Annotated in this window: 20 protein-coding genes and 1 riboswitch; of the genes, 9 read left to right on the forward strand and 11 right to left on the reverse strand. The window is 52.7% G+C overall.

What is annotated here, in order from left to right; all coding sequences use genetic code 11:
- Positions 1-11 precede the first annotated feature (11 nt).
- Genes HV302_RS03885 through ttdA form a run of 3 tightly spaced genes read right to left on the reverse strand, consistent with a single transcriptional unit; the run spans position 12 to position 3034 of the window.
- On the reverse strand, positions 12-1475 hold the full coding sequence (locus tag HV302_RS03885; RefSeq protein ID WP_049283285.1) for an anion permease: 1464 nt from the start codon (positions 1473-1475) through the stop codon (positions 12-14).
- Positions 1476-1523: 48 nt separating this feature from the next.
- Positions 1524-2129, reverse strand: coding sequence for a L(+)-tartrate dehydratase subunit beta (gene ttdB, locus HV302_RS03890; protein WP_181626935.1), 606 nt, complete (start codon positions 2127-2129; stop codon positions 1524-1526).
- The gene (ttdA, locus tag HV302_RS03895) at positions 2126-3034 is read right to left on the reverse strand and encodes a L(+)-tartrate dehydratase subunit alpha (RefSeq protein ID WP_181626936.1); all 909 of its coding nucleotides are present in this window, start codon (positions 3032-3034) and stop codon (positions 2126-2128) included. The genes ttdB and ttdA overlap by 4 nt, the downstream gene beginning before the upstream one ends.
- A 212-nt stretch (positions 3035-3246) precedes the next feature.
- Between ttdA and ttdR the strand changes: the two genes are divergently transcribed.
- Positions 3247-4188: an L-tartrate utilization transcriptional activator TtdR gene (gene ttdR, locus HV302_RS03900; protein ID WP_046276258.1), complete on the forward strand. Its 942-nt coding sequence runs from the start codon at positions 3247-3249 to the stop codon at positions 4186-4188.
- A 31-nt stretch (positions 4189-4219) separates the two neighbouring features.
- On the opposite strand, the gene plsY is transcribed toward ttdR, so the two are convergent.
- Positions 4220-4837, reverse strand: coding sequence for a glycerol-3-phosphate 1-O-acyltransferase PlsY (gene plsY / locus HV302_RS03905; RefSeq protein WP_181626937.1), 618 nt, complete (start codon positions 4835-4837; stop codon positions 4220-4222).
- 106 nt (positions 4838-4943) lie between these two features.
- On the opposite strand from plsY, the gene folB reads away from it, so the two are divergent.
- On the forward strand, positions 4944-5312 hold the full coding sequence (gene folB / locus HV302_RS03910; protein WP_003828442.1) for a bifunctional dihydroneopterin aldolase/7,8-dihydroneopterin epimerase: 369 nt from the start codon (positions 4944-4946) through the stop codon (positions 5310-5312).
- A gap of 86 nt (positions 5313-5398) precedes the next feature.
- The gene (gene bacA / locus HV302_RS03915; protein WP_016154535.1) at positions 5399-6217 is read left to right on the forward strand and encodes an undecaprenyl-diphosphate phosphatase; all 819 of its coding nucleotides are present in this window, start codon (positions 5399-5401) and stop codon (positions 6215-6217) included.
- Between the two features lie 52 nt (positions 6218-6269).
- On the opposite strand, the gene HV302_RS03920 is transcribed toward bacA, so the two are convergent.
- Both HV302_RS03920 and HV302_RS03925 read right to left on the reverse strand, forming a co-directional pair.
- Positions 6270-7505, reverse strand: a complete 1236-nt coding sequence (locus HV302_RS03920) for a multifunctional CCA addition/repair protein (RefSeq protein WP_181626938.1) — start codon at positions 7503-7505, stop codon at positions 6270-6272.
- 61 nt (positions 7506-7566) lie between these two features.
- Entirely contained in the window at positions 7567-8187 is a 621-nt protein-coding gene (locus HV302_RS03925; protein ID WP_016154533.1) for a TIGR04211 family SH3 domain-containing protein, read from the reverse strand.
- A gap of 241 nt (positions 8188-8428) precedes the next feature.
- Between HV302_RS03925 and HV302_RS03930 the strand changes: the two genes are divergently transcribed.
- The 4 genes from HV302_RS03930 to glgS all read left to right on the forward strand — a co-directional run bounded on the left by HV302_RS03930 (position 8429) and on the right by glgS (position 14704).
- Positions 8429-9730, forward strand: a complete 1302-nt coding sequence (locus HV302_RS03930; RefSeq protein WP_047414043.1) for a CYTH domain-containing protein — start codon at positions 8429-8431, stop codon at positions 9728-9730.
- 125 nt (positions 9731-9855) lie between these two features.
- Positions 9856-12696, forward strand: coding sequence for a bifunctional [glutamate--ammonia ligase]-adenylyl-L-tyrosine phosphorylase/[glutamate--ammonia-ligase] adenylyltransferase (glnE, locus tag HV302_RS03935; protein ID WP_181598861.1), 2841 nt, complete (start codon positions 9856-9858; stop codon positions 12694-12696).
- A 59-nt stretch (positions 12697-12755) separates the two neighbouring features.
- Positions 12756-14189 carry a bifunctional D-glycero-beta-D-manno-heptose-7-phosphate kinase/D-glycero-beta-D-manno-heptose 1-phosphate adenylyltransferase HldE gene (hldE, locus tag HV302_RS03940; protein ID WP_181626939.1) on the forward strand — a complete coding sequence of 478 codons (1434 nt, stop codon included), beginning with the start codon at positions 12756-12758 and terminating at the stop codon, positions 14187-14189.
- Between the two features lie 308 nt (positions 14190-14497).
- Positions 14498-14704 (forward strand): cell surface composition regulator GlgS, encoded by a 207-nt coding sequence (gene glgS, locus HV302_RS03945; protein WP_181626940.1) that lies wholly within the window; start codon positions 14498-14500, stop codon positions 14702-14704.
- A gap of 34 nt (positions 14705-14738) precedes the next feature.
- On the opposite strand, the gene ubiK is transcribed toward glgS, so the two are convergent.
- A complete protein-coding gene (ubiK, locus tag HV302_RS03950; RefSeq protein WP_003024618.1) occupies positions 14739-15035 on the reverse strand; it encodes a ubiquinone biosynthesis accessory factor UbiK in 297 nt (98 codons plus the stop codon).
- A 132-nt stretch (positions 15036-15167) separates the two neighbouring features.
- Positions 15168-15317, forward strand: a riboswitch (FMN riboswitch).
- A 106-nt stretch (positions 15318-15423) separates the two neighbouring features.
- Here ubiK and ribB point away from each other — a divergent pair.
- Positions 15424-16077: a 3,4-dihydroxy-2-butanone-4-phosphate synthase gene (ribB, locus tag HV302_RS03955; protein ID WP_016154529.1), complete on the forward strand. Its 654-nt coding sequence runs from the start codon at positions 15424-15426 to the stop codon at positions 16075-16077.
- A gap of 83 nt (positions 16078-16160) precedes the next feature.
- On the opposite strand, the gene dsbI is transcribed toward ribB, so the two are convergent.
- From dsbI to HV302_RS03970, 3 genes are read right to left on the reverse strand one after another with little or no spacing between them, the layout of a single operon-like run.
- Positions 16161-16838, reverse strand: a complete 678-nt coding sequence (dsbI, locus tag HV302_RS03960) for a protein-disulfide oxidoreductase DsbI (protein WP_046276262.1) — start codon at positions 16836-16838, stop codon at positions 16161-16163.
- 14 nt (positions 16839-16852) lie between these two features.
- On the reverse strand, positions 16853-17521 hold the full coding sequence (locus HV302_RS03965; protein WP_019077701.1) for a thiol:disulfide interchange protein DsbA/DsbL: 669 nt from the start codon (positions 17519-17521) through the stop codon (positions 16853-16855).
- Between the two features lie 23 nt (positions 17522-17544).
- On the reverse strand, positions 17545-19341 hold the full coding sequence (locus HV302_RS03970; RefSeq protein ID WP_181626941.1) for an aryl-sulfate sulfotransferase: 1797 nt from the start codon (positions 19339-19341) through the stop codon (positions 17545-17547).
- Between the two features lie 396 nt (positions 19342-19737).
- On the opposite strand from HV302_RS03970, the gene HV302_RS03975 reads away from it, so the two are divergent.
- Positions 19738-19914 carry a hypothetical protein gene (locus HV302_RS03975; RefSeq protein WP_016154525.1) on the forward strand — a complete coding sequence of 59 codons (177 nt, stop codon included), beginning with the start codon at positions 19738-19740 and terminating at the stop codon, positions 19912-19914.
- A 65-nt stretch (positions 19915-19979) separates the two neighbouring features.
- Here HV302_RS03975 and zupT read toward each other — a convergent pair whose 3' ends face one another.
- Complete coding sequence (gene zupT / locus HV302_RS03980) at positions 19980-20753, reverse strand: zinc transporter ZupT (protein WP_016157488.1); 774 nt, start codon at positions 20751-20753, stop codon at positions 19980-19982.
- Positions 20754-20882 lie beyond the last annotated feature (129 nt).

Here is a 20882-nt window from a genome sequence, read left to right on the forward strand (position 1 = left end):
CCAATGGGGTTTTACAGTAAAACGAGGGGCATCCAGACCAGACCGGTAATCACCAGCAGCACAAGGAAAATCAGGCCAAAAATAGCACCGAGTCGCCAGTAATCCACCGTCGGCAAATAGCCGCTGCCGTAGTAGATAGGGCTAGGACCGGTGGCATACGGGGTCAGAATGCTGCCGAGACCAATGGCTGCGCCGACCATCAGGCAGAAGACCGGAAGTGGGATTTCCGGCATCGCCAGTGCGGCGGCAATCATCATCGGTGCCAGGGCGGAGGTATACGCCGTGGCGCTGGCAAAGAAGTAGCGCAGCAGATAGAACACCACAATGAGCGCCACCATCACCATCATCGGCGAATAGCCGCTCAACCCGTTTGCCAGCAGCTTGCCGAACCAGGTAATAAAACCGGTGTTATTGAGTCCGGTCGCCAGCGTTATCAGCGAGGCCAGCCAGAAAAAGACGTTCCACGCGGCTTTATTACTGACGATGTCATCCCAGCTAATGATGCGCAGTACCAGCATCAACGCCACTACGCTGTATCCGACCATCGCAGCGTCAATGTAATCGCCGCCGAAGATCCACAGCACCAGTGCGCCGACCATCAGCACCAACATCTTTTTCTCGCGTGCGCAGAGCGGTCCCATTGCTTTTAGCTCTGTATCCGCCCAGCGCGGAACCTGATCGCCGGATTTCAGCACCGGTGGATACAACACGTACGCCAGCCAGGGCACAATCAGCACCAGTAAAATACTCAGCGGCAGCATGCCTAAGAACCAGTCGCCCCAGCTCAGCGCCGTGTGGGACGCGCCTTTCATCAGGCCGATTAACAGCAGGTTTGGCGCCATCGCCGTTAAGAAAATGGCGCTGGTGACGCAGTCGGCGACAATGCCCATCCACATAATGTACGAGCCAATGGAGCGAGAACTGGCGCTATTGGGCTGCGAGTTATACAGCGGCGGCAGGTTGCGGATAATCGGGTAGATTATTCCGGCCCCGCGCGCGGAGTTGGACGGCGTGACGGGAGCGAGGATAAGTTCAGAGAACATCACCGCATAGCCGAGAAACAGCGTCCGGTGCCCCATCTTTTTCACCAGCATCAGCGCGATACGTCGACCGAGCCCGGTTTTCTCATAGCCGGTACCAAACATAAAGGCCGCGAAGATAAGCCAGATTACCGAGTTTGAAAAACCAGAGACCGCCCATGACAGCGATTTGGCGGTAAATTTAAAACCGTCCTGCGCGAGTTGCTCCGGGCTGAACAGCAGCCACGGTGAAAGGACGGCGATGATCGAAATGCCAATCATCGCTACCACCGCGCCCGGTACAGGTTCCAGAATAAGCCCCACAATCACACCGGTAAAGACGGCAAAATAGAGCCAGGTGTGGCTCTCAAGGCCGTTGGGGACGGGCAGTACAGCAATAATGGCGATGACCACCAGCGGAGCCAGGTATCGCCACCAACCAGCTAAAGGTGCCATTGTTGTATCCCTACGAAAAGGGAGAGGCGCAGCGCCTCTCCGGGAGGGTTATTTGATGTAGTGCACGTGCTCGCAGATTTCATCGACGATAGGATCGCGACGTTCAGCGAACAGCATTTTGTTTTCGGCGATCAGGTTATTGCCGTGGGTGTCGATGGAAACGATCAGCGGGCCGAACTCTTTAACCCGACATACCCACAGGGACTCCGGCATGCCAAGTTCGGTCCAGTGTACCTCTTCGATCTCTTCAACTTGGGTTGCCGCCACGACCGCACAACCTGCCGGGAAGATTACGTGCAGCGCTTTAAACTGTTTGCAGCCTGCTTCCGTTAGCGGTCCCATGCCGCCCTTGCCGACCACCAGTTTGACGCCCGTCTGCTCGATAAAGTCTTTCTCAAACGCTTCCATACGCATGCTGGTGGTTGGGCCAACGGAGACCATCTCCCATTTTTCACCGTTCTTACGTACGATGGGCCCCGCGTGGAAAATGGCTTTGCCGTTCAGGTCATAAGGAATCGGGCGCTTCAGTTCGATCAGGCGGCGGTGACACACGTCACGGCAGGTCACCAGCGTACCGGTCAGGTAGATGACATCGCCAACGCGAATGTCGGCCAGATCTTCGGCTTTGATCGGGGTTGTGAGGATCTTTTTCATAACGCGCTCCGGGTGTGAGACAGGTTTTCGAAGGAGAGGTCAGCATGAACCAACAGCGTGCCGCGACGGTGTGCCCAGCAGCCGGTAGAAACGGCAACGCCGATAGTCGACGGATGGCGTGCGGCGGATTCGATATGCACGCCCATCACCGAGCTATTCCCGGTCAACCCTTGCGGGCCGATGCCCAGACGGTTCAGTCCTTCTTCCAGACGCAGTTCCAGTTCGGCCGCTTTTGGATTCGGATGACGTGATCCGATAGGACGTAGCACCGCTTTACGAGAAAGGACGGCGGCGGTTTCCACGGAAGTGGCAATACCTACGCCCACCAGCACCGGCGGGCAAGCGTTGACTGCCAACGTGGAGATATTTTCGAAGACAAATTTCACCACGCCCTCGTAGCCTTCAGAAGGCATTAACACTTTCGAACGTCCCGGCAGCGTACAACCGCCGCCTGCCATGTAGACTTCGATTTCCGCGTCGTCGTTATCAGGGATGATGTCCCAGGTGACCCACGGCACACCGGTACCGGTATTTTTGCCGGTATTCACTTCGTCAAAAATCTCGACCGCGTTATGGCGCAGCGGCGCTTTTACCGTGGCGTCTTCAACGGCCTGTTTCAGGATGCTTTGCAGTTCGCCCAGCAGCGGAAAACGGGAGCCGACCTTCACAAAGAACATAATCTCGCCGGTGTCCTGACAGGCCGGACGGTTCAGGTCGATAGCTTTCTGCATGTTATCAAACATGGTGTGGTAGATGATTTTACCCATCGGCGAAGTTTCGCCTTCACGCAGCTGTTTTAATTTATCTACGACGTCGTCCGGCATGCGGGTAGAAATCATGGCGGTAAAATCGGCGACAATGTTTGTCAGCGTAGTTATCGCATTTTGGTTATTTTGCTTGCTCATCTTGTTAACTCCAGTTCTTTTATTTATCTGGAAATAAATTCTCCGCCACAAACTACCACTAAAAATGTGGATTTATATTATTTGCCACTGTGAATATCCAATTAACAGATCGTGAATGATGTTCAGATAAGCAATAAAAATTGCGCAAAGGCAGGGTTTAATACGCATGAGGGAATTACACTGCGGTTAACAACTTTACGGATATACCGATCATGCTGAACACGTATCCCCTCGCGAAAGACCTGCAGGTCCTGGTTGAAATTGTTCATAGCGGCAGTTTCAGTGCCGCCGCCGCGGCGCTGGGCCAAACGCCCGCGTTTGTGACGAAACGCATTCAGATCCTTGAGTCCACGCTGGGGACGACGCTGCTAAGCCGCTCCGCGCGCGGCGTGACACTCACGGAGAGTGGTCAACGTTGTTATGAACATGCGCAGGCTATTCTTGCGGGCTATCAGCATCTGGTCGATGACGTCACGCAACTCAAAACACGCCCGGCAGGGATGATTCGTATCGGCTGTAGCTTTGGCTTTGGGCGCAGTTATATTGCACCGGCTATTACCGAACTGATGCATAGCTATCCTGAATTACAGGTGCATTTTGAACTTTATGATCGGCAAATTGATTTGGCGCAGGATAATATCGATTTGGATATTCGTATTAATGACGAGATTCCGGATTATTATATTGCGCATTTGTTAACGAAAAATAGAAGAATATTATGTGCAGCGCCGACGTATTTACAAAAATACGGTGAGCCGACAACGCTGCAGGAATTAAGTCGTCATGATTGCCTGGTCACTAAAGAACGCGATATGACCCACGGGGTGTGGGAGCTGGATAACGGCCAGGAGAAAAAGTCGGTCAAGGTGGCGGGACATCTTTCCTCCAACAGCGGCGAGATTGTGTTGCAGTGGGCGCTACAGGGAAAAGGGATTATGCTGCGTTCCGAATGGGACCTGCAGCCGTTTCTGGCAAGCGGTGAACTGGTGCGCGTGCTGCCGGACTATGCGCAAAGCGCCAATATCTGGGCGGTTTATCAGGAGCCGCTGTATCGCAGCGTGAAGCTTCGGGTGTGCGTGGAGTTTCTGGCGACGTGGTGCCAGAACCGATTAGGAAAACCGGTAGAGGGGTATCACATTCCCCACGCCGGATAAGACGCTGTTGCGTCGCTATCCGACATTAAAATCACTCTAGGTCTCTTTCGCGTTTTTTCTTCAGCTTGGTCCAAATCTTTGGCTCCTGACGACGCCACAGACGCTGAATGTTGTCATGGTGGCGTAACAGAATTAAGCACGACAGCATGGACACCGGGAAAGTGAACTGGGGATTGAACCACCAGACGTAAAAGGGGGCGATCAGCGCGCTGACGATAGCGCCTAATGATGAATAGCCGCTTAATAAAACGGTCAGCAGCCAGGTTCCGGCCATCACGCCGGTTAAATCCCAACCAATCGGCGCAATTGCGCCAAAGGCGGTGGCAACGCCTTTCCCACCTTTAAAGCCGAAGAAGACCGGCCAAATGTGACCCAGACAGGCGGCGATCGCGATCAATCCCAGCCAGAAGGGGCTAATGCCTAGCGCATAGGCACCCCAGACGGGTAACATACCTTTCAGGACGTCGAAAATCAGCACCGCGACGGCGGCTCCTTTGCCACCGATGCGCAATACGTTTGTCGCGCCCGGATTCCCAGAGCCGCTGTCACGCGGGTCCGGTAATCCAGCAAGGCGGCATACCAGAATAGCACTGGAAATTGAGCCACAGAGGTACGCGAAGATAATCATTCCAGGCGCGATTGCACTCATAAGCTGTTCCGTTTTGAAAATGTCGTGTAAAACGCTACTTCTGTGGATAATACGCATATTTCGCCGGAAGTGGTATCCGGGTTAGCCAAAAAGCAGGCAGGTCGTGATGGATATTGTATTTATAGAGCAACTTTCTGTAATCACCACTATTGGTGTTTACGACTGGGAACAAACGATCGAACAACAGTTGGTGTTCGATATCGAAATGGCGTGGGACAACCGTAAATCGGCTAAAAGCGATGATGTGGCTGATTGCCTGAGCTATGCTGATATTGCTCAAACGGTTGTTAATCATGTGGAAGGCGGGCGCTTTGCGCTGGTCGAACGCGTGGCGGAAGAGGTGGCGGATCTGCTGCTGAGCCGTTTTAATTCTCCATGGGTGCGGATCAAACTCAGTAAACCTGGCGCGGTAGCCCGTGCGGCCAACGTCGGGGTTATCATTGAGCGTGGCAATAATCTGAAAGAAAATAATTAAAATAATAATATCTAAACCAAACGGGTATAAAAGGGTCTTTATGTCGTCTCGTTTTCGCCGTGGTTTATCTATCTAGAGGTTCATTAATGAGTGATATGCACTCGCTGCTGGTGGCGGCAATTTTGGGTGTGGTCGAAGGATTGACGGAGTTTTTACCCGTTTCCAGTACCGGCCATATGATTATTGTTGGCCACTTGCTGGGTTTTGAGGGTGACACCGCAAAAACATTTGAGGTGGTTATCCAGTTGGGCTCTATCCTGGCGGTCGTGGTGATGTTCTGGCGACGCCTGTTTGGCCTGATTGGCATTCACTTCGGTAAGGTCCCACATGAAGGCACTGGCAAAGGTCGGCTGACGCTGGGCCATATCCTGTTGGGGATGGTTCCTGCCGTCGTACTGGGACTGATTTTCCACGACATCATCAAATCGCTGTTTAACCCGATCAACGTCATGTATGCGCTGGTGGTAGGGGGCGTGCTGCTGATTGCCGCAGAATGCCTGAAGCCGAAAGAGCCGCGAGCGCCGGGTCTGGATGATATGACCTATCGCCAGGCGTTTATGATTGGCTGTTTCCAGTGTCTGGCGCTGTGGCCGGGTTTTTCTCGTTCCGGGGCGACGATTTCTGGCGGTATGCTGATGGGAGTAAGCCGTTACGCGGCCTCCGAATTCTCCTTCCTGCTGGCCGTGCCGATGATGATGGGCGCAACGGCGCTGGATCTCTACAAAAGCTGGACGTTCCTCAGCGCATCAGATATTCCGATGTTTGCAGTTGGTTTCGTGACGGCGTTTATCGTGGCGTTGGTGGCGATCAAAACCTTCCTACAGCTGATTAAGCGCATCTCGTTTATTCCGTTTGCGATTTACCGCTTTATTGTGGCGGCTGCCGTTTACGTCGTGTTCTTCTGATTTTGCTAGCTTGCCGGATAGCGGCGTTAACGCTTATCCGGCAATGCACTGTCTATGCTTTTGGGCAACGTTGTTCTTTCCAGGCGGCCACCGCCGCGATCCGACGCCGGGTCAGTTCCTCGCGAATAGCCTGACCTTTGAATCCCGCCTCAACGACGTCTTTCGTTGGTACCGCCTGCGCAACCTGCCAGGCTTCACGCAACAGCCTGCCTTGCGGATAATCAGCCGCTTCAAAACCGGTTCGCCCACGCACGTCGGCCTCGCTGGTCAGGGCGATTTGCTCCACGCGCTGCGGTTTGCGCCAGGCATCGATGGAATCAAACAGCTTAACGATGGTTTTCGGCTGCAGGATCGGGAAGGTATGAATGAGGTCGTGGAACTCGGCTACCAGTTTGGCTAAATCACGGATGTCATTCGGCACGCGCAGGCGTTGGCACAGTTGCTCGACCAGCTTCACGCCAGCCGGACCGTGACCGTGGTGGCGTGGCCACAGCGCTTTTGGCGTCAATGCCTTGCCAAGATCGTGGCACAGCGTGGCGAAACGCACGTCGACCTCCGGACTTAACATGGCCGCCATCGACAGCGTCATCAGCGTGTGAATACCTGTATCAATTTCCGGATGCCATTGCGCGGGCGCGGGAACGCCAAACAGAGCATCTACTTCCGGAAACAGGACGTGCAGTGCGCCGCAGTCGCGCAGGACCTGAAAAAATACCTGTGGGTTGCGGGTGGTTAAAGCACCTTCTGTTTCTTTCCACACCCGCTCTGGCGTCAGGTGCTCCAGTTCCCCTGCGGCGTTCATATCGCGCATCAGCGTCATGGTTTCTTCAGCGATACGAAAACCGAGGTGCGCATAGCGGGCAGCAAAGCGCGCCACGCGCAGCACGCGCAATGGATCTTCGCTAAAGGCGGGGGACACATGGCGTAGCAGACGGTTTTCCAGATCGTCGCGTCCGTTATACGGATCGATAATCTCGCTGTCGTCATCGCGGGCCATTGCGTTGATGGTCAGATCGCGACGCTGAAGATCGGCCTCCAGCGTCACATCCGGCGCGGCGTAACAGGTGAATCCGGTATACCCCGAGCCTGATTTGCGTTCGGTACGCGCCAGCGCATACTCTTCCCGGGTTTGCGGATGCAGAAACACGGGAAAATCGCGGCCTACCTGCTGGTAGCCCGCGTCGAGCATCTCTTGCGGCGTGGCGCCGACAACAACCCAATCTTTATCTTTAATCGGTAGCCCTAATAACGCATCCCGAACAGCACCACCGACCAGATAAATCTTCACGCCACTTTCCTTTTGAAATTATGATCCCTTAATCATATGTCAGTGTGGCGGAGAAGGCGATTCAGTTCATCCAGCGATCTTTACGTTTACGGCTGGGGATCATGTGTGGCAGAACCAGGCCGAGCAGCAAACCAAGACCTAGCACGCCGCCGCCGTACATAAACCACTGCATGATGATGGTGCGCTGTTTGTCATCAAGCTGAAGGTTGGCTGCGCTGACCTTCTTTTGCGCCACGATAAGCTCGTTTCTCAGCTTCTGGTTTTCTTGTTTCAGCCCGTCGATTACGCTGTCGCTTTGCGACACTTTTTGCTGCATATCGGCGGTGCGCTGATTCCACGTGGTGTCGATATTATTGAGCTTATCGGTCAAGGTCTTGACCTGGTTTTCCAGATCGGGAACGCGGGTACGCAGGCTCGGCGTACTGTTCAGCTCTTTCAGTGGGATCCAGGCGGTACGTCCGGTGCTGTCTTTCACCTGGGCATAGTTAGTGTTGGCATCGGTCTGTAATAGCGTGACTTCCTCGCCGGCGTTAACCGTACCCACGAGGCGATAATTATCTCCCGGACCGCTGCGGACCCAGGTGTTCAGTTCGTCAGAAACATAGCGCTTTTCTTCGGCATGAGAGACTGCAGTGGCGCTAAGTGCGAGTAAAGTTAATCCAATCAGGCGTAATTTTGGCATCAGGCTGTCGTTATTGTCATAGAAAGTGGAACGATAGTAGTGGCATCAGTGTCTCTACGCAAAGCATTCGACATCAATCGGAATCATCTGTGTCCTTTTTGCCACCACTCGAAACTTTTACGCCCGTCAAATTGCTCGTTGCATGGCAATTTGGCGCAAAATACTATCTACTGACCATAAAGAACGAGCTTAGTTCGCAGTCAGTTTTCTCAACTGTGACATAACCCATAAGTACAAGACCATGGCCCAGGAAATCGAATTAAAATTTATCGTCAATAGTGACGCCGTAGATGCGCTACGTGAACGTCTGAATACGCTGGGGGGAGAGCATCATGCGCCCAGCCAGTTGCTGAATATCTACTACGAAACGCCCGATGCGTGGCTGCGTGGTCACGATATGGGGCTGCGTATTCGCGGTGAAAACGGTCATTACGAAATGACCATGAAAATTGCCGGACGAGTGACGGGTGGCCTGCATCAGCGGCCGGAGTTTAACGTTGCGCTGAACGCGCCAGAGTTGGATCTCTCCCTGTTTCCAACGGAAGTCTGGCCTGATGGCGAACTGCCCGCTGAACTTGCCTCTCAGGTACAGCCGCTCTTCAGCACCGATTTTTACCGTGAGAAATGGCACCTTGATATCGACGGTAGCCGCATTGAAATGGCCCTCGATCTCGGGGAAGTGAAAGCGGGCGAGTTGGCTGAACCTATCTGTGAGCTTGAACTGGAGCTGTTAAGCGGCGATACCCGAGCAGTATTGAAGCTGGCAAACCAGCTGGTATCGCAAACCGGTTTACGCCAGGGCAGCCTGAGTAAAGCGGCGCGCGGCTATCATCTGGCTCAGGGGAATGCACCGCGTGAACTCAAACCGACGCGCATTTTGAAGGTTCCGGCAAAAGCGAGTATTGAGCAAGGGTTGGAAGCGGCGCTGGAGCTGGCATTATCACAGTGGCAGTACCATGAAGAGCTGTGGGTGCGCGGCGTCAAAGGGGCGAAAGCCGAGGTGCTGGCTGCGATGGGCCTGGTGCGTCACATTCTGATGCTGTTTGGCGGTAATGTGCCGAGAAAAGCGAGTGCTCACTTACGTGATTTGCTGACCCAGTCGGAAGCGATCATTGCGTCTGACGTTTCTGCCGTTTCCGCGGTTTACAGCACGCAAACGGCGATGGCCAAGCTGGCGCTGACCGAATGGCTGGTGACCAAAGGGTGGCAGCCGTTCCTTGATGCGAAGGCGCAGGGTAAAATAGCCGACTCCTTTAAGCGTTTCTCGGATACCCATCTCTCGCGCCATGCTGCTGAACTGAAAACAGCTTTTGCTCAGCCGCTGGGCGATCAGTACGCCGATCAACTTCCGCGCCTGACGCGCAATATTGATAGCATGCTGATGCTGGCGGGATACTACGACGAAAAGGTCGCATCGGAATGGATCGCCACCTGGCAGGGTTTACGTCACGCCATTGCGGCCAACCAATACATTGAAATTGAACACTTCCGCAACGAGGCGATTGCTTTGGAACCGTTCTGGCTGCACAGCGGAAAACGATAATCAGGGTGAGGCCGGGATGCCTGATGGCGCTGCGCCTATCAGGCTTACGCGATGGGCGGAAGCGTCATGCAGACTGGATAAGGCAACATGCCGCTGCCCGGTACTATTCAAAGGATAATCCATAAATGAAGCAGCTCTCTTCACCGTTACAGCAGTACTGGCCGACCGTTGTTGAGCGGCTGCCAGCAGCAATATCTGAGTCCTCGCTTAGCATTCAGGCGAAGTCAGTGCTTACATTCAGTGATTTTTTTCGCGACAGCATTATTGCCCATCCCGAATGGCTGGTCGAACTGGAAAGCACGCCACCCGAGGCGGATGAATGGCAACACTATGCTGATTGGTTACAGCAAGCATTGGTCGACGTTAGCGATGAAAACACGTTGATGCGTGAGCTGCGCCTGTTTCGCCGTCGCATCATGGTGCGTATCGCCTGGGCGCAGACGCTGTCGCTGGTGACGGAAGAGAGTATCTTGCAGCAGCTAAGCCATTTGGCTGAAACGCTGATCGTCGCCGCGCGTGACTGGTTATACACCGCCTGCTGTCGTGAATGGGGTACGCCCTGTAATCCACAAGGTGTTGCGCAACCGCTGCTGATTTTAGGCATGGGGAAACTGGGCGGCGGCGAACTCAATTTTTCCTCTGATATCGATCTGATTTTTGCCTGGCCGGAGCACGGCAGTACGCAGGGTGGACGTCGCGAGCTGGATAACGCCCAGTTCTTTACCCGTATGGGCCAGCGGCTTATCAAAGTGCTGGATCAGCCCACAATGGATGGATTTGTCTATCGGGTGGATATGCGTTTACGCCCGTTTGGCGACAGCGGCCCGCTGGTGCTGAGCTTCTCCGCGCTGGAGGATTATTACCAGGAACAAGGGCGCGACTGGGAACGCTATGCGATGGTCAAGGCCCGCATTATGGGCGATTGCGACGGTACTTACGTCAGTGAGCTTCGCGCTATGCTGCGGCCTTTTGTTTTCCGCCGCTATATTGATTTCAGCGTGATCCAGTCTCTGCGTAACATGAAAGGAATGATTGCCCGCGAAGTGCGCCGCCGTGGCCTGAAAGACAACATTAAGTTGGGCGCGGGCGGTATTCGTGAAATCGAATTTATCGTGCAGGTATTCCAGCTTATTCGCGGTGGGCGCGAGCCGTCATTGCAATCCCGCTCGCTGTTACCCACGCTCAGCGCCATCAATGCGTTGCACCTGCTGTCAGATACCGACGCGGAACAACTGCACGCAGCCTATCTCTATTTACGTCGTCTGGAGAACCTGCTGCAAAGTATCAATGATGAGCAGACCCAGACGTTGCCAGGCGATGAACTGAACCGCGCGCGGCTGGCGTGGGGGATGAACGTCGATGACTGGCAGCAGCTAACCGATGTGCTGGCCAGTCATATGGACAACGTGCGCCGGGTGTTTAACGAGTTGATTGGCGATGACGAAGCAGAAACCCAGGAAGAGTCGCTCTCAGAACAGTGGCGTGAACTGTGGCAGGACGCATTACAGGAAGATGACACCACGCCGGTGCTGACGCATCTGGCGGATGACGATCGCCGGCGCGTGCTGTCTCTGATTGCCGATTTTCGCAAAGAGCTGGATAAACGCACCATTGGCCCACGCGGACGCCAGGTGCTGGATCACTTAATGCCACATCTGCTGAGCGATGTCTGTTCGCGTGACGACGCCTCAGTACCGCTGTCGCGCATCACACCGCTGCTGGTAGGCATTGTGACCCGTACGACCTATCTGGAGCTGCTGAGCGAATTCCCCGGAGCGCTTAAGCATCTGATTTCGTTATGTGCTGCCTCGCCGATGATCGCCAGCCAGCTGGCGCGGTATCCGCTGTTGCTCGATGAACTGCTGGATCCGAACACCCTGTATCAACCCACCGCGACGGATGCCTACCGTGATGAACTGCGCCAGTATTTGCTGCGCGTACCGGAAGATGACGAAGAGCAGCAGTTGGAAGCGCTGCGTCAGTTTAAGCAAACGCAATTGCTGCGCATTGCCGCGGCAGATATCGCTGGTACGCTGCCGGTGATGAAGGTGAGCGACCACTTAACCTGGCTGGCGGAAGCTATTATTGATGCGGTAGTCCAGCAGGCGTGGATGCAGATGGTCGCTCGCTACGGGCAACCCACTCATCTTGACGGGCGCGAGGGGCGCGGTTTTGCCGTCGTCGGGTATGGCAAACTGGGCGGCTGGGAGCTGGGCTACAGTTCGGATCTTGATTTGATCTTCCTGCATGACTGTCCTATGGACGTGATGACGGATGGTGAGCGTGAGATTGACGGGCGACAGTTCTATTTGCGTCTGTCGCAGCGCATTATGCACCTTTTCAGCACCCGCACCTCATCCGGTATTTTGTATGAAGTGGATGCGCGGTTGCGTCCGTCCGGCGCGGCGGGAATGCTGGTGACATCAACCGAGGCTTTCGCTGATTACCAGCGCAACGAAGCTTGGACGTGGGAGCATCAAGCGCTGGTGCGCGCTCGAGTGGTGTACGGCGACCCACGGTTGACCTCTCAGTTTGATGCGATTCGTCGCGATATCATGACCCTCGTCCGCGATGCGAAAACCTTGCAGACCGATGTGCGCGAAATGCGTGAGAAAATGCGGGCCCATTTGGGCAATAAGCATCGCGATCGTTTTGATATCAAAGCGGATGAAGGCGGCATCACCGACATTGAGTTTATTACGCAATACCTGGTGCTGCGCTATGCGCATGAAAAACCGAAGCTGACGCGCTGGTCGGATAACGTGCGCATTCTGGAGTTACTGGCGCAAAACGACATTATGGATGAGCAGGAAGCGCTGGCGCTTACCCGTGCTTATACGACGCTGCGCGATGAACTTCATCATCTTGCATTGCAGGAACTTCCGGGCCATGTGGCGCCGGAGCTCTTCGACGCTGAACGTACGCTGGTGCGTGACAGCTGGCAGAAGTGGCTGGTTGCCGAGTGAAGTGTGCTATTATCGCGCGCAAATTTTAAGACCCTCAGAGAATCTCTCAGGAGACAGGAATGAAAGTAACGCTGCCAGAGTTTGAACGTGCAGGAGTCATGGTTGTCGGTGATGTGATGCTAGATCGCTACTGGTACGGTCCTACCAGCCGTATTTCACCTGAAGCGCCGGTTCCGGTGGTGAAGGTTGATACCATTGAAGAACGTCCCGGTGGCGCAGCAAACGTGGCGATGAACATTGCCTCTCTGGGAGCGAATTCGCGTCTGGTTGGCCTGACTGGGATTGACGACGCGGCGCGTGCGCTGAGCAAAACGCTGGCGGATGTGAACGTAAAATGTGACTTCGTTTCTGTGCCAACTCATCCGACGATCACCAAACTGCGCGTGCTTTCCCGCAACCAGCAACTGATTCGCCTGGATTTCGAAGAAGGTTTTGAAGGCGTGGATCCGCAGCCACTGCATGAGCGTATTAACCAGGCTCTGGGCTCCATTGGCGCTTTGGTGCTCTCCGATTACGCCAAAGGCGCGCTGGCAAGCGTGCAGCAGATGATTGCTCTGGCGCGTAAGGCTGGGGTGCCGGTGCTTATCGATCCGAAAGGGACCGATTTTGAACGCTATCGTGGCGCAACGCTGCTGACGCCGAATTTGTCTGAATTTGAAGCGGTGGTCGGTAAGTGCAAAAGCGAAGATGAACTGGTTGAGCGCGGCATGAAAGTGATTGCAGATTTCGACCTTTCCGCGCTGCTGATCACGCGTTCCGAACAGGGTATGACACTGCTGCAACCGGGCAAATCGCCACTGCATATGCCGACGCAGGCGCAGGAAGTGTATGACGTGACGGGGGCGGGCGATACGGTGATCGGCGTGCTGGCAGCGACGCTGGCGGCGGGGAACACTCTGGAAGAGGCGTGCTATTTTGCTAATGCCGCAGCGGGTGTTGTCGTCGGTAAACTGGGGACTTCCACCGTTTCCCCGATTGAACTGGAAAACGCCGTGCGCGGTCGGGCCGACACTGGCTTTGGCGTGATGAGCGAGTCTGAGCTGAAACAGGCCGTAGCCAGCGCCCGCAAGCGCGGTGAGAAAGTGGTGATGACCAACGGCGTGTTCGACATCCTGCATGCGGGCCACGTTTCCTATCTGGCGAATGCGCGCAAGCTGGGCGATCGTCTGATCGTGGCGGTAAACAGCGATGCTTCGACCAAACGTCTGAAAGGCGATACGCGTCCGGTCAACCCGCTGGAACAGCGCATGATCGTTCTGGGCGCGCTGGAAGCTGTCGACTGGGTGGTCTCTTTTGAAGAAGACACACCACAGCGTCTGATTGCCGGCATCCTGCCGGATCTGCTGGTAAAAGGCGGCGACTATAAGCCGGAAGATATTGCGGGCAGCAAAGAAGTGTGGGCGAACGGCGGAGAAGTGCTGGTGCTGAACTTTGAAGATGGCTGCTCAACGACCAATATCATCAAGAAGATCCAAAAAGACAGCGATAAATAACAAATGCTGGAAACGTATCGAACTTTTGGATTCGATACGTTTCTTGCTATTGATGCTGCTGTTTTCTTCAACCCAGAGTAAAGGAATAAGGGGAGAAGGGATTTCTCCCCCCCGATTTACTTTTACATGACGTCACAATAAGCGTGCGTCACGCTGACCTTAAATCCGACCCCTCTTAGATTTCGTGGGAAACTGTGAACCAGCGCAGTGCTTTTGCGCACAATATGTACAGAATAACTTCGCATCCAGGGAAATACTGAAATTAGAAAAAGCATATGGCCTTAACAGATATTCAATAACTGGAGGGTATGCTCATGAACAGCAATATGTATTCAATGAACAATTTCGATTTCCTGGCCCGTAGTTTTGCCAGGATGCAAGCTGAGGGCCATCCCGTAGATATCCAGGCGATAACTGGGAATATGGATGAAGAACATCGTATCTGGTTTTGCAAACGCTATGCGCTGTACTGCCAGCAGGCGACGGAGGCCAGGAAGCTAGAACTGGAACACTAACAGAAAAAACGGGCCTTGCGGCCCGTTGTCGTTTTTACTCTTGCGGATCGACTGACGGGATCGCGGGAGCAGGTTTAACTTCTGCCGTTTTTTCACGCGATTCCAGCTCAGTCAGACGTTGCTCAAGTAGCGCCAGCTTTTCACGGGTACGCAGCAAAACCTGAGTCTGTACATCAAACTCTTCACGGCTTACCAGATCCAGACGGGTCAGCTGTGACTGCAGCGTTTGACGAATTTTCTTCTCGACGTCTTCGCCAAACTCGCGGATCCCTTTCGGCATCGACTCGTGAACCTGACGAGCAATCTGCTCAATTTTTTTCGGGTCAATCATTGTGGTTTCCCTGAACTGGTACGTGTTGTTGCCTATTGTAGTGCGAACTGGCACAGGCATAAACCAGAATTGTGTGAAGCTAAGACGAGCAAAGGCGTTGATGAAGGTAATCAATAGCGTTATAGTTAACCCGCTTATTCTCAGGGCGGGGCGAAATTCCCCACCGGCGGTAAATCAACTCAGGTTGAAAGCCCGCGAGCGCTTTGGGTGCAAACTCAAAGGTCAGCAGATCCGGTGTAATTCCGGGGCCGACGGTTAGAGTCCGGATGGGAGAGAGTAACGATCCAGTCGGGCATGGACCCGCTCACGTTATTTTTTTGCCGCTTAGACGGTACTCCTAAGACTGCCCTGATTCTGGTAACCATAATTTTAGTGAGGTTTTTTTACCATGAATCAGACGCTACTTTCCTCTTTTGGTACGCCTTTCGAACGTGTTGAACTTGCGCTGTCTGCGCTGCGTGAAGGACGCGGTGTGATGGTGCTTGACGACGAAGATCGTGAAAACGAAGGCGATATGATTTTCCCGGCAGAAACCATGACTGTTGAACAGATGGCTCTGACCATCCGTCACGGCAGCGGTATTGTATGCCTGTGCATCACTGAAGACCGACGCAAACAGCTCGATCTGCCAATGATGGTGGAAAATAACACCAGCGCTTACGGTACCGGTTTTACCGTGACCATTGAAGCCGCAGAAGGCGTGACTACCGGCGTTTCCGCTGCGGACCGTGTTACTACGGTGCGTGCGGCAATTCAGGATGGCGCTAAACCTTCCGATCTTAACCGTCCGGGGCACGTTTTCCCGCTGCGTGCTCAGGCAGGTGGCGTGTTGACCCGCGGTGGTCACACTGAAGCAACCATCGACCTGATGACGCTGGCAGGGTTTAAACCGGCAGGCGTGCTGTGCGAACTGACCAATGACGATGGCACCATGGCGCGTGCGCCAGAATGTATCGAATTTGCCGGCAAGCATAATATGGCGGTAGTTACTATCGAAGACCTGGTGGCTTACCGTCAGGCGCATGAGCGCAAAGCCAGCTAATCGCAAATTACCACGTTAGTCGCGGTAAGCATAAAAAACCGAAGCCATCTTCCAGGCTTCGGTTTTTTTGTTTCTTGCTCCGATTATTTGGTTCTCACCCGCTTTAATGCCCATGCGCCGCTCATAATGACGAGCAACAGTAAGCACAAACTAAAGGCCAACAAACAGGCCTGCGCCATGTTCATAAAATGCCAAGGCGGGATCAGATACCAGCCTTCTGACTGCTGGTACAGATCGACAAACCACTTTTGCGTACTGCTGAGCGCCACGCCGTCGGGAACGATGGGAGCGTCATAGCCGCAATCTCCTGTGGGTTTAAACCACTCCGGTGCCCAGTTGGCCAGAGGCAAATTGAAAGGGAATGTCGGATCGGTGGAGCATCCCTGTACGCCAAACAGCGAATCCGGGTCCGGGTTATGTACAGCATAATGAATGCCGTTAAGTTTGATGGAGAACTTAATGCCCAGGATGCTGCCGTAAAATGCCGCGATACAACCGATGAGCTTCAGAACAACATTTTTGGGGTTGATTGCCGCAATCAATCCGCCAAAAACCATCACCAGCATGGCAAAGCGAATGTAGACACATTGTTCGCAGGGGGCCATGTAGAGATAGATTTGGAAGAACGAATGCGCCAGAATAATCAATCCACCCATTGCGCAAGCCATCAACAGCCACAGAAAGCGCTGTTCCTGCCATCTCACCAGGGTATCAACCGGTGTATTACATAAGTCTCGCCACGATCCTTTTATGAAAGCCATAGCCGGGTCCCTGTTTATTTTTTCGCGAGCTCTCTGACAAGCTCAGCCATGGAATCAATAGATTTGATATTTTTGGTGTAGATCAGGTATTTACCATTGACGACGTAAGCCGGAACGCCCTGGATTTTGGCGACATCATATGCTGCTTTCCATTTCTCCAGCGTTTGCTGGACGGCTGGATCCTTCAATGCCGCGTCAAAATCAGCCTGGCTCATGCCCGCTGCATCCAACCCTGTTTTGATGAATGAGGCGGGATCTTTACCCTCTGACCAGCGCTCTTTCTTATCGTGGTAGGCGGCGTAATAAGCGAACTTGGCTTTTTTAAACTGTGATTTGGCGTCAAACAATGAAATACCTGCAGCCATGTCCCTGGCAATCATTACGGCAAAGATTTCACTGGCCTGCTTACCGTATTCCCCTTTGGTTTCCAGATGAAACGGAGTGAAAGTAACGACATCGGCGACTTTGTCTGACACGGGCCCTGTCACGGCTTTATCATATTTGTAGCAAAATGGGCAGGCGTAACTGAATACTTTGATCAACGTCTTATCGGCATTGGGAATTGGTTTTTCCAGAACCATATAATCAGTGCCTTCAGTAAACGCTGATGCTGCAAACGGTGAGGCAAGCGCGGCGGTTAATACCACGCTTTTAAATAATGAAGTGATCCATTTAGATGACATAATTAATCCTTAATCTAATGTAATTATTTAAACATTTGGCGTGGATGAACCAGCAATGCACGGTAGTGAGTTTGATTTGGCTTATCGGACAGGACATTAATTTCGACTTTGACTTCTTTTGTTTTGTAGTCAATTTCGTTGATTTTGCCGATGGTTGGCTGTCCAACGTCAAATAAATTAATCGAGCCACCAAAGCCAAACATGGTGTCGCGATCCTTTTGATATTCGATAACCGAGGTGATAGGGCTATAAAAATCATAACCGCGCTCTTTTCCGTACTCCCAAATTTGCTGGACGGTCCCTTTTTTCTCGTCAATTTTATATTCGACGAAACGGGAGTATTTCATCGTTGGTAAAGCCGGTTGTTCGAGTCCGCGGCCATCGCCGTTGTCAAAAATGGTAAGCGTTCCTTTGCTGGAGAGCCATGCGGTGTGCTGGGTGTAGGTAAAATCGAAATCGGTATTCTCGCACTTGCCATTTTCATCACATTTCAGTGCGTTGCCTTTATCATCAACCGGTTTTAACAGCTTGCTTGCCAGCGCCTTATTCCAGCCTTTAGACGGTGCAAGGATCCACTTAACCTGTTTATCGCGACCGATTTTGACAACCCCCTGATGGCGGGAAGAGATAATGATGGTGTCGTCTTTGGCGTCAAAGGCGATGGAGTTAACGTGCGCCCAGTTACGACCTGCACCCACGCCGAGGGCATCACCGTAGGGGGTATCTGGCTCCAGTTTTGCCTGCTGGCCGGCATGAGCGAGGTCCACGTTGACGCATACCGCGCCCGCATCCAACGCACCCAGCAGTGCATCACGCATCGGATCGAGAATTTTTGTCAGATCCCACACGTCAACAACACGACCGGATTTGTCGACTTCAATAATCTGGTCGCGGATAGTTTGCACGTGAATGCCATCCTCCTTGCGATAGTCCCGTTTACCCACGCGAAGCAGTACGGTGCCGTTCACCGTTTCGACGGACTCATGCGATGCGTCGAGGAATCCGCGCGGCAGCTTATGGTCGGCCAGAATCTGGCCCATCATATCGAACTCATACCAGTGCTGGCCCTGTACGGCGGTGAAGGTGCCGCGCGGTGTCTCCCGTATGCCCATCAGGTAACCGCGCTTGTTGATATCCATGTCATGACCGTCATAGAAAGTGTCCTGATCCAGCCACCAACGATATTCGCCTTCCGTATCAACGACAAAGGTAAAGGGTGCGATATCAAAGGGTAATGCGCCACCGGCCGGACCAGCATCCAGGATACCGGCATTTTTATCTTTTTCACCATGCCAGTGGAATTCTGCGCCCTGTGCGGTAAAGGTGTGGGTATTCACCAGATAGAGACGGTCTTCAAAGCCAGGTGCGACCTTAATAACGTTTGTTTGCTGTAAATCAGAAATAGAACGGTTATCCATGTAGTGATTAACGATGGCAGATGTTTGCACCACGTAATCTTCCTTGATGGCCTTGCCATTTTCTTTATATTCAACGGTGACCTTATTAGCGAACTTTTGATAAAGGCCAAAAATAGGAACCCCATCGTAGGTGGCGAGGGATTCTTTGCCGACGGTATAGGTAATTGGGACTCCTTTTTCACCTTTACCATGAACGGTGACTTTAACATCCGAAATAACGTGACTATCTAATTCAACCAGTGCGGTAAGAGGGGCGTTTCCGTATGGGTCAACGACTATCGCACCCAATTTTCCTGCGGGCTGGGCTGGTTGGAAACCTGCGGCAAATGAATTCCCTGCGGCAAAGCCAAACGTCAGTGCAAGCGTTCCGGCTAGAAGTTTTTTTCGGTACTGTGTAAACATGGATATATCTCCTTATATTATCTTTAAATATAACAGTGCTGAATATATTATGTTTTTACGATGTGAATATAATAAAAATGGTATTGCTGATGCTACTTTTATGGTGAATATATTAATATTGATGAAATGTATTATTTTGCAGGTGCTAATTTTTATTATTTTGGGGATGGTATGAGTGCGTTATTTTAAGGGCAATATTTATTATTGCGCAGTGTGATCTTGTCGACATTGTTTTATTTTTTATAACGGTGTTAACTATTTGCATAGCTGCTGGTTTATATGATCGAAATCATATATTTGTTTCTGGAATATGCCACTATAGGAGTATGTCAGAATAAGGTTGTGTAAAATTTTAACGTTAAATGTTTAATGATGTTAAATTTTAAGGGTAAAAGAATGTTTATCGCCTGGTACTGGATTGTATTAATTGCACTCGTTGCAGTTGGTTATTATTGCCATATGAAGCGTTATTGTCGGGCATTTCGGCAAGACCGGGATGCATTACTCGAGGCGCGAAACAAACTCTTTCGTCGTTCTGGCGAAGATAACAGCGCGGTTAAGGAACAGGAATAGTCCTTCACGTTCTGCTATGGATGAGCGGATGCTGTAAATTAGCAGGGTGGCATCCGCCCTCTGAATTAGCCGATCCCCATGGACTGGAGGATGACAAGACTTAACCCCATCACCGACATTCCACAAAGTACCCCATAGCTGGGATTATTATTCGGGTCGATCTCTTTTGCCAACGGCATTAGCTCATCGACGGACAGCGCCACCATAATTCCTGCGACTGCAGCCATTATTGCCGCCATCACTACCGGTGAGATCAGGCTCCCCAGAATTAACCACGCCAGTACGCCGCCCAGGATTTCCGCCATGCCCGAGATCCCGGCCCAGAATATCGCCGTCCGTTTGGAGCCCGTGGCTGCATAGACTGGACCCGCAACGGCTAATCCTTCAGGAATATTGTGTAATGCGACGGCAAGGGCAATACCAAAGCCCAGCTCGAGATTGCTGCTGGCGGTAACAAACGTCGCTATCCCTTCCGGGAAGTTGTGCAGGCTAATGCCGAGCGTTAATAAAATCGCGGTACGTTTAATGGAGCCGGGCAGAGGCCGCGTGGTTTTCTGTACCAGATCCTGAGGGTGCGCATGCGGCAATAGGCGGTCCAGGCCAAAGTATCCCAGTAAGCCAACGATAAACATTCCGTAGCCCAATACCGGCGACATGCCTTCAGCAGCCAGTGCGGCTGGGAGCATCTCCATCAGTGAGATCAGTAACATAATCCCTGCGGCGAAGCCTAACGAAAAGGCGAGTACGCGGTTGGAGGGTTTTTGCCCTAACACGCCGAGAAATGCGCCGATAAACGTGGCGGCGCCTGCCAGTAAAGTCAGAAGTAAAGGTACTGACATCGACAAATAAAACTCCTTATCAATCTGCTGTCCGGGTCGGATCGTCAAAATAACTGATGATCTTCATCATGGTTATCTGAGTTCTTCATCAGCCGAATAAGCGTATTGTGGTGGTATCAAAATGACTCC

Source organism: Citrobacter sp. RHBSTW-00859 (genome assembly GCF_013729795.1).
Lineage (GTDB): Bacteria > Pseudomonadota > Gammaproteobacteria > Enterobacterales > Enterobacteriaceae > Citrobacter > Citrobacter braakii.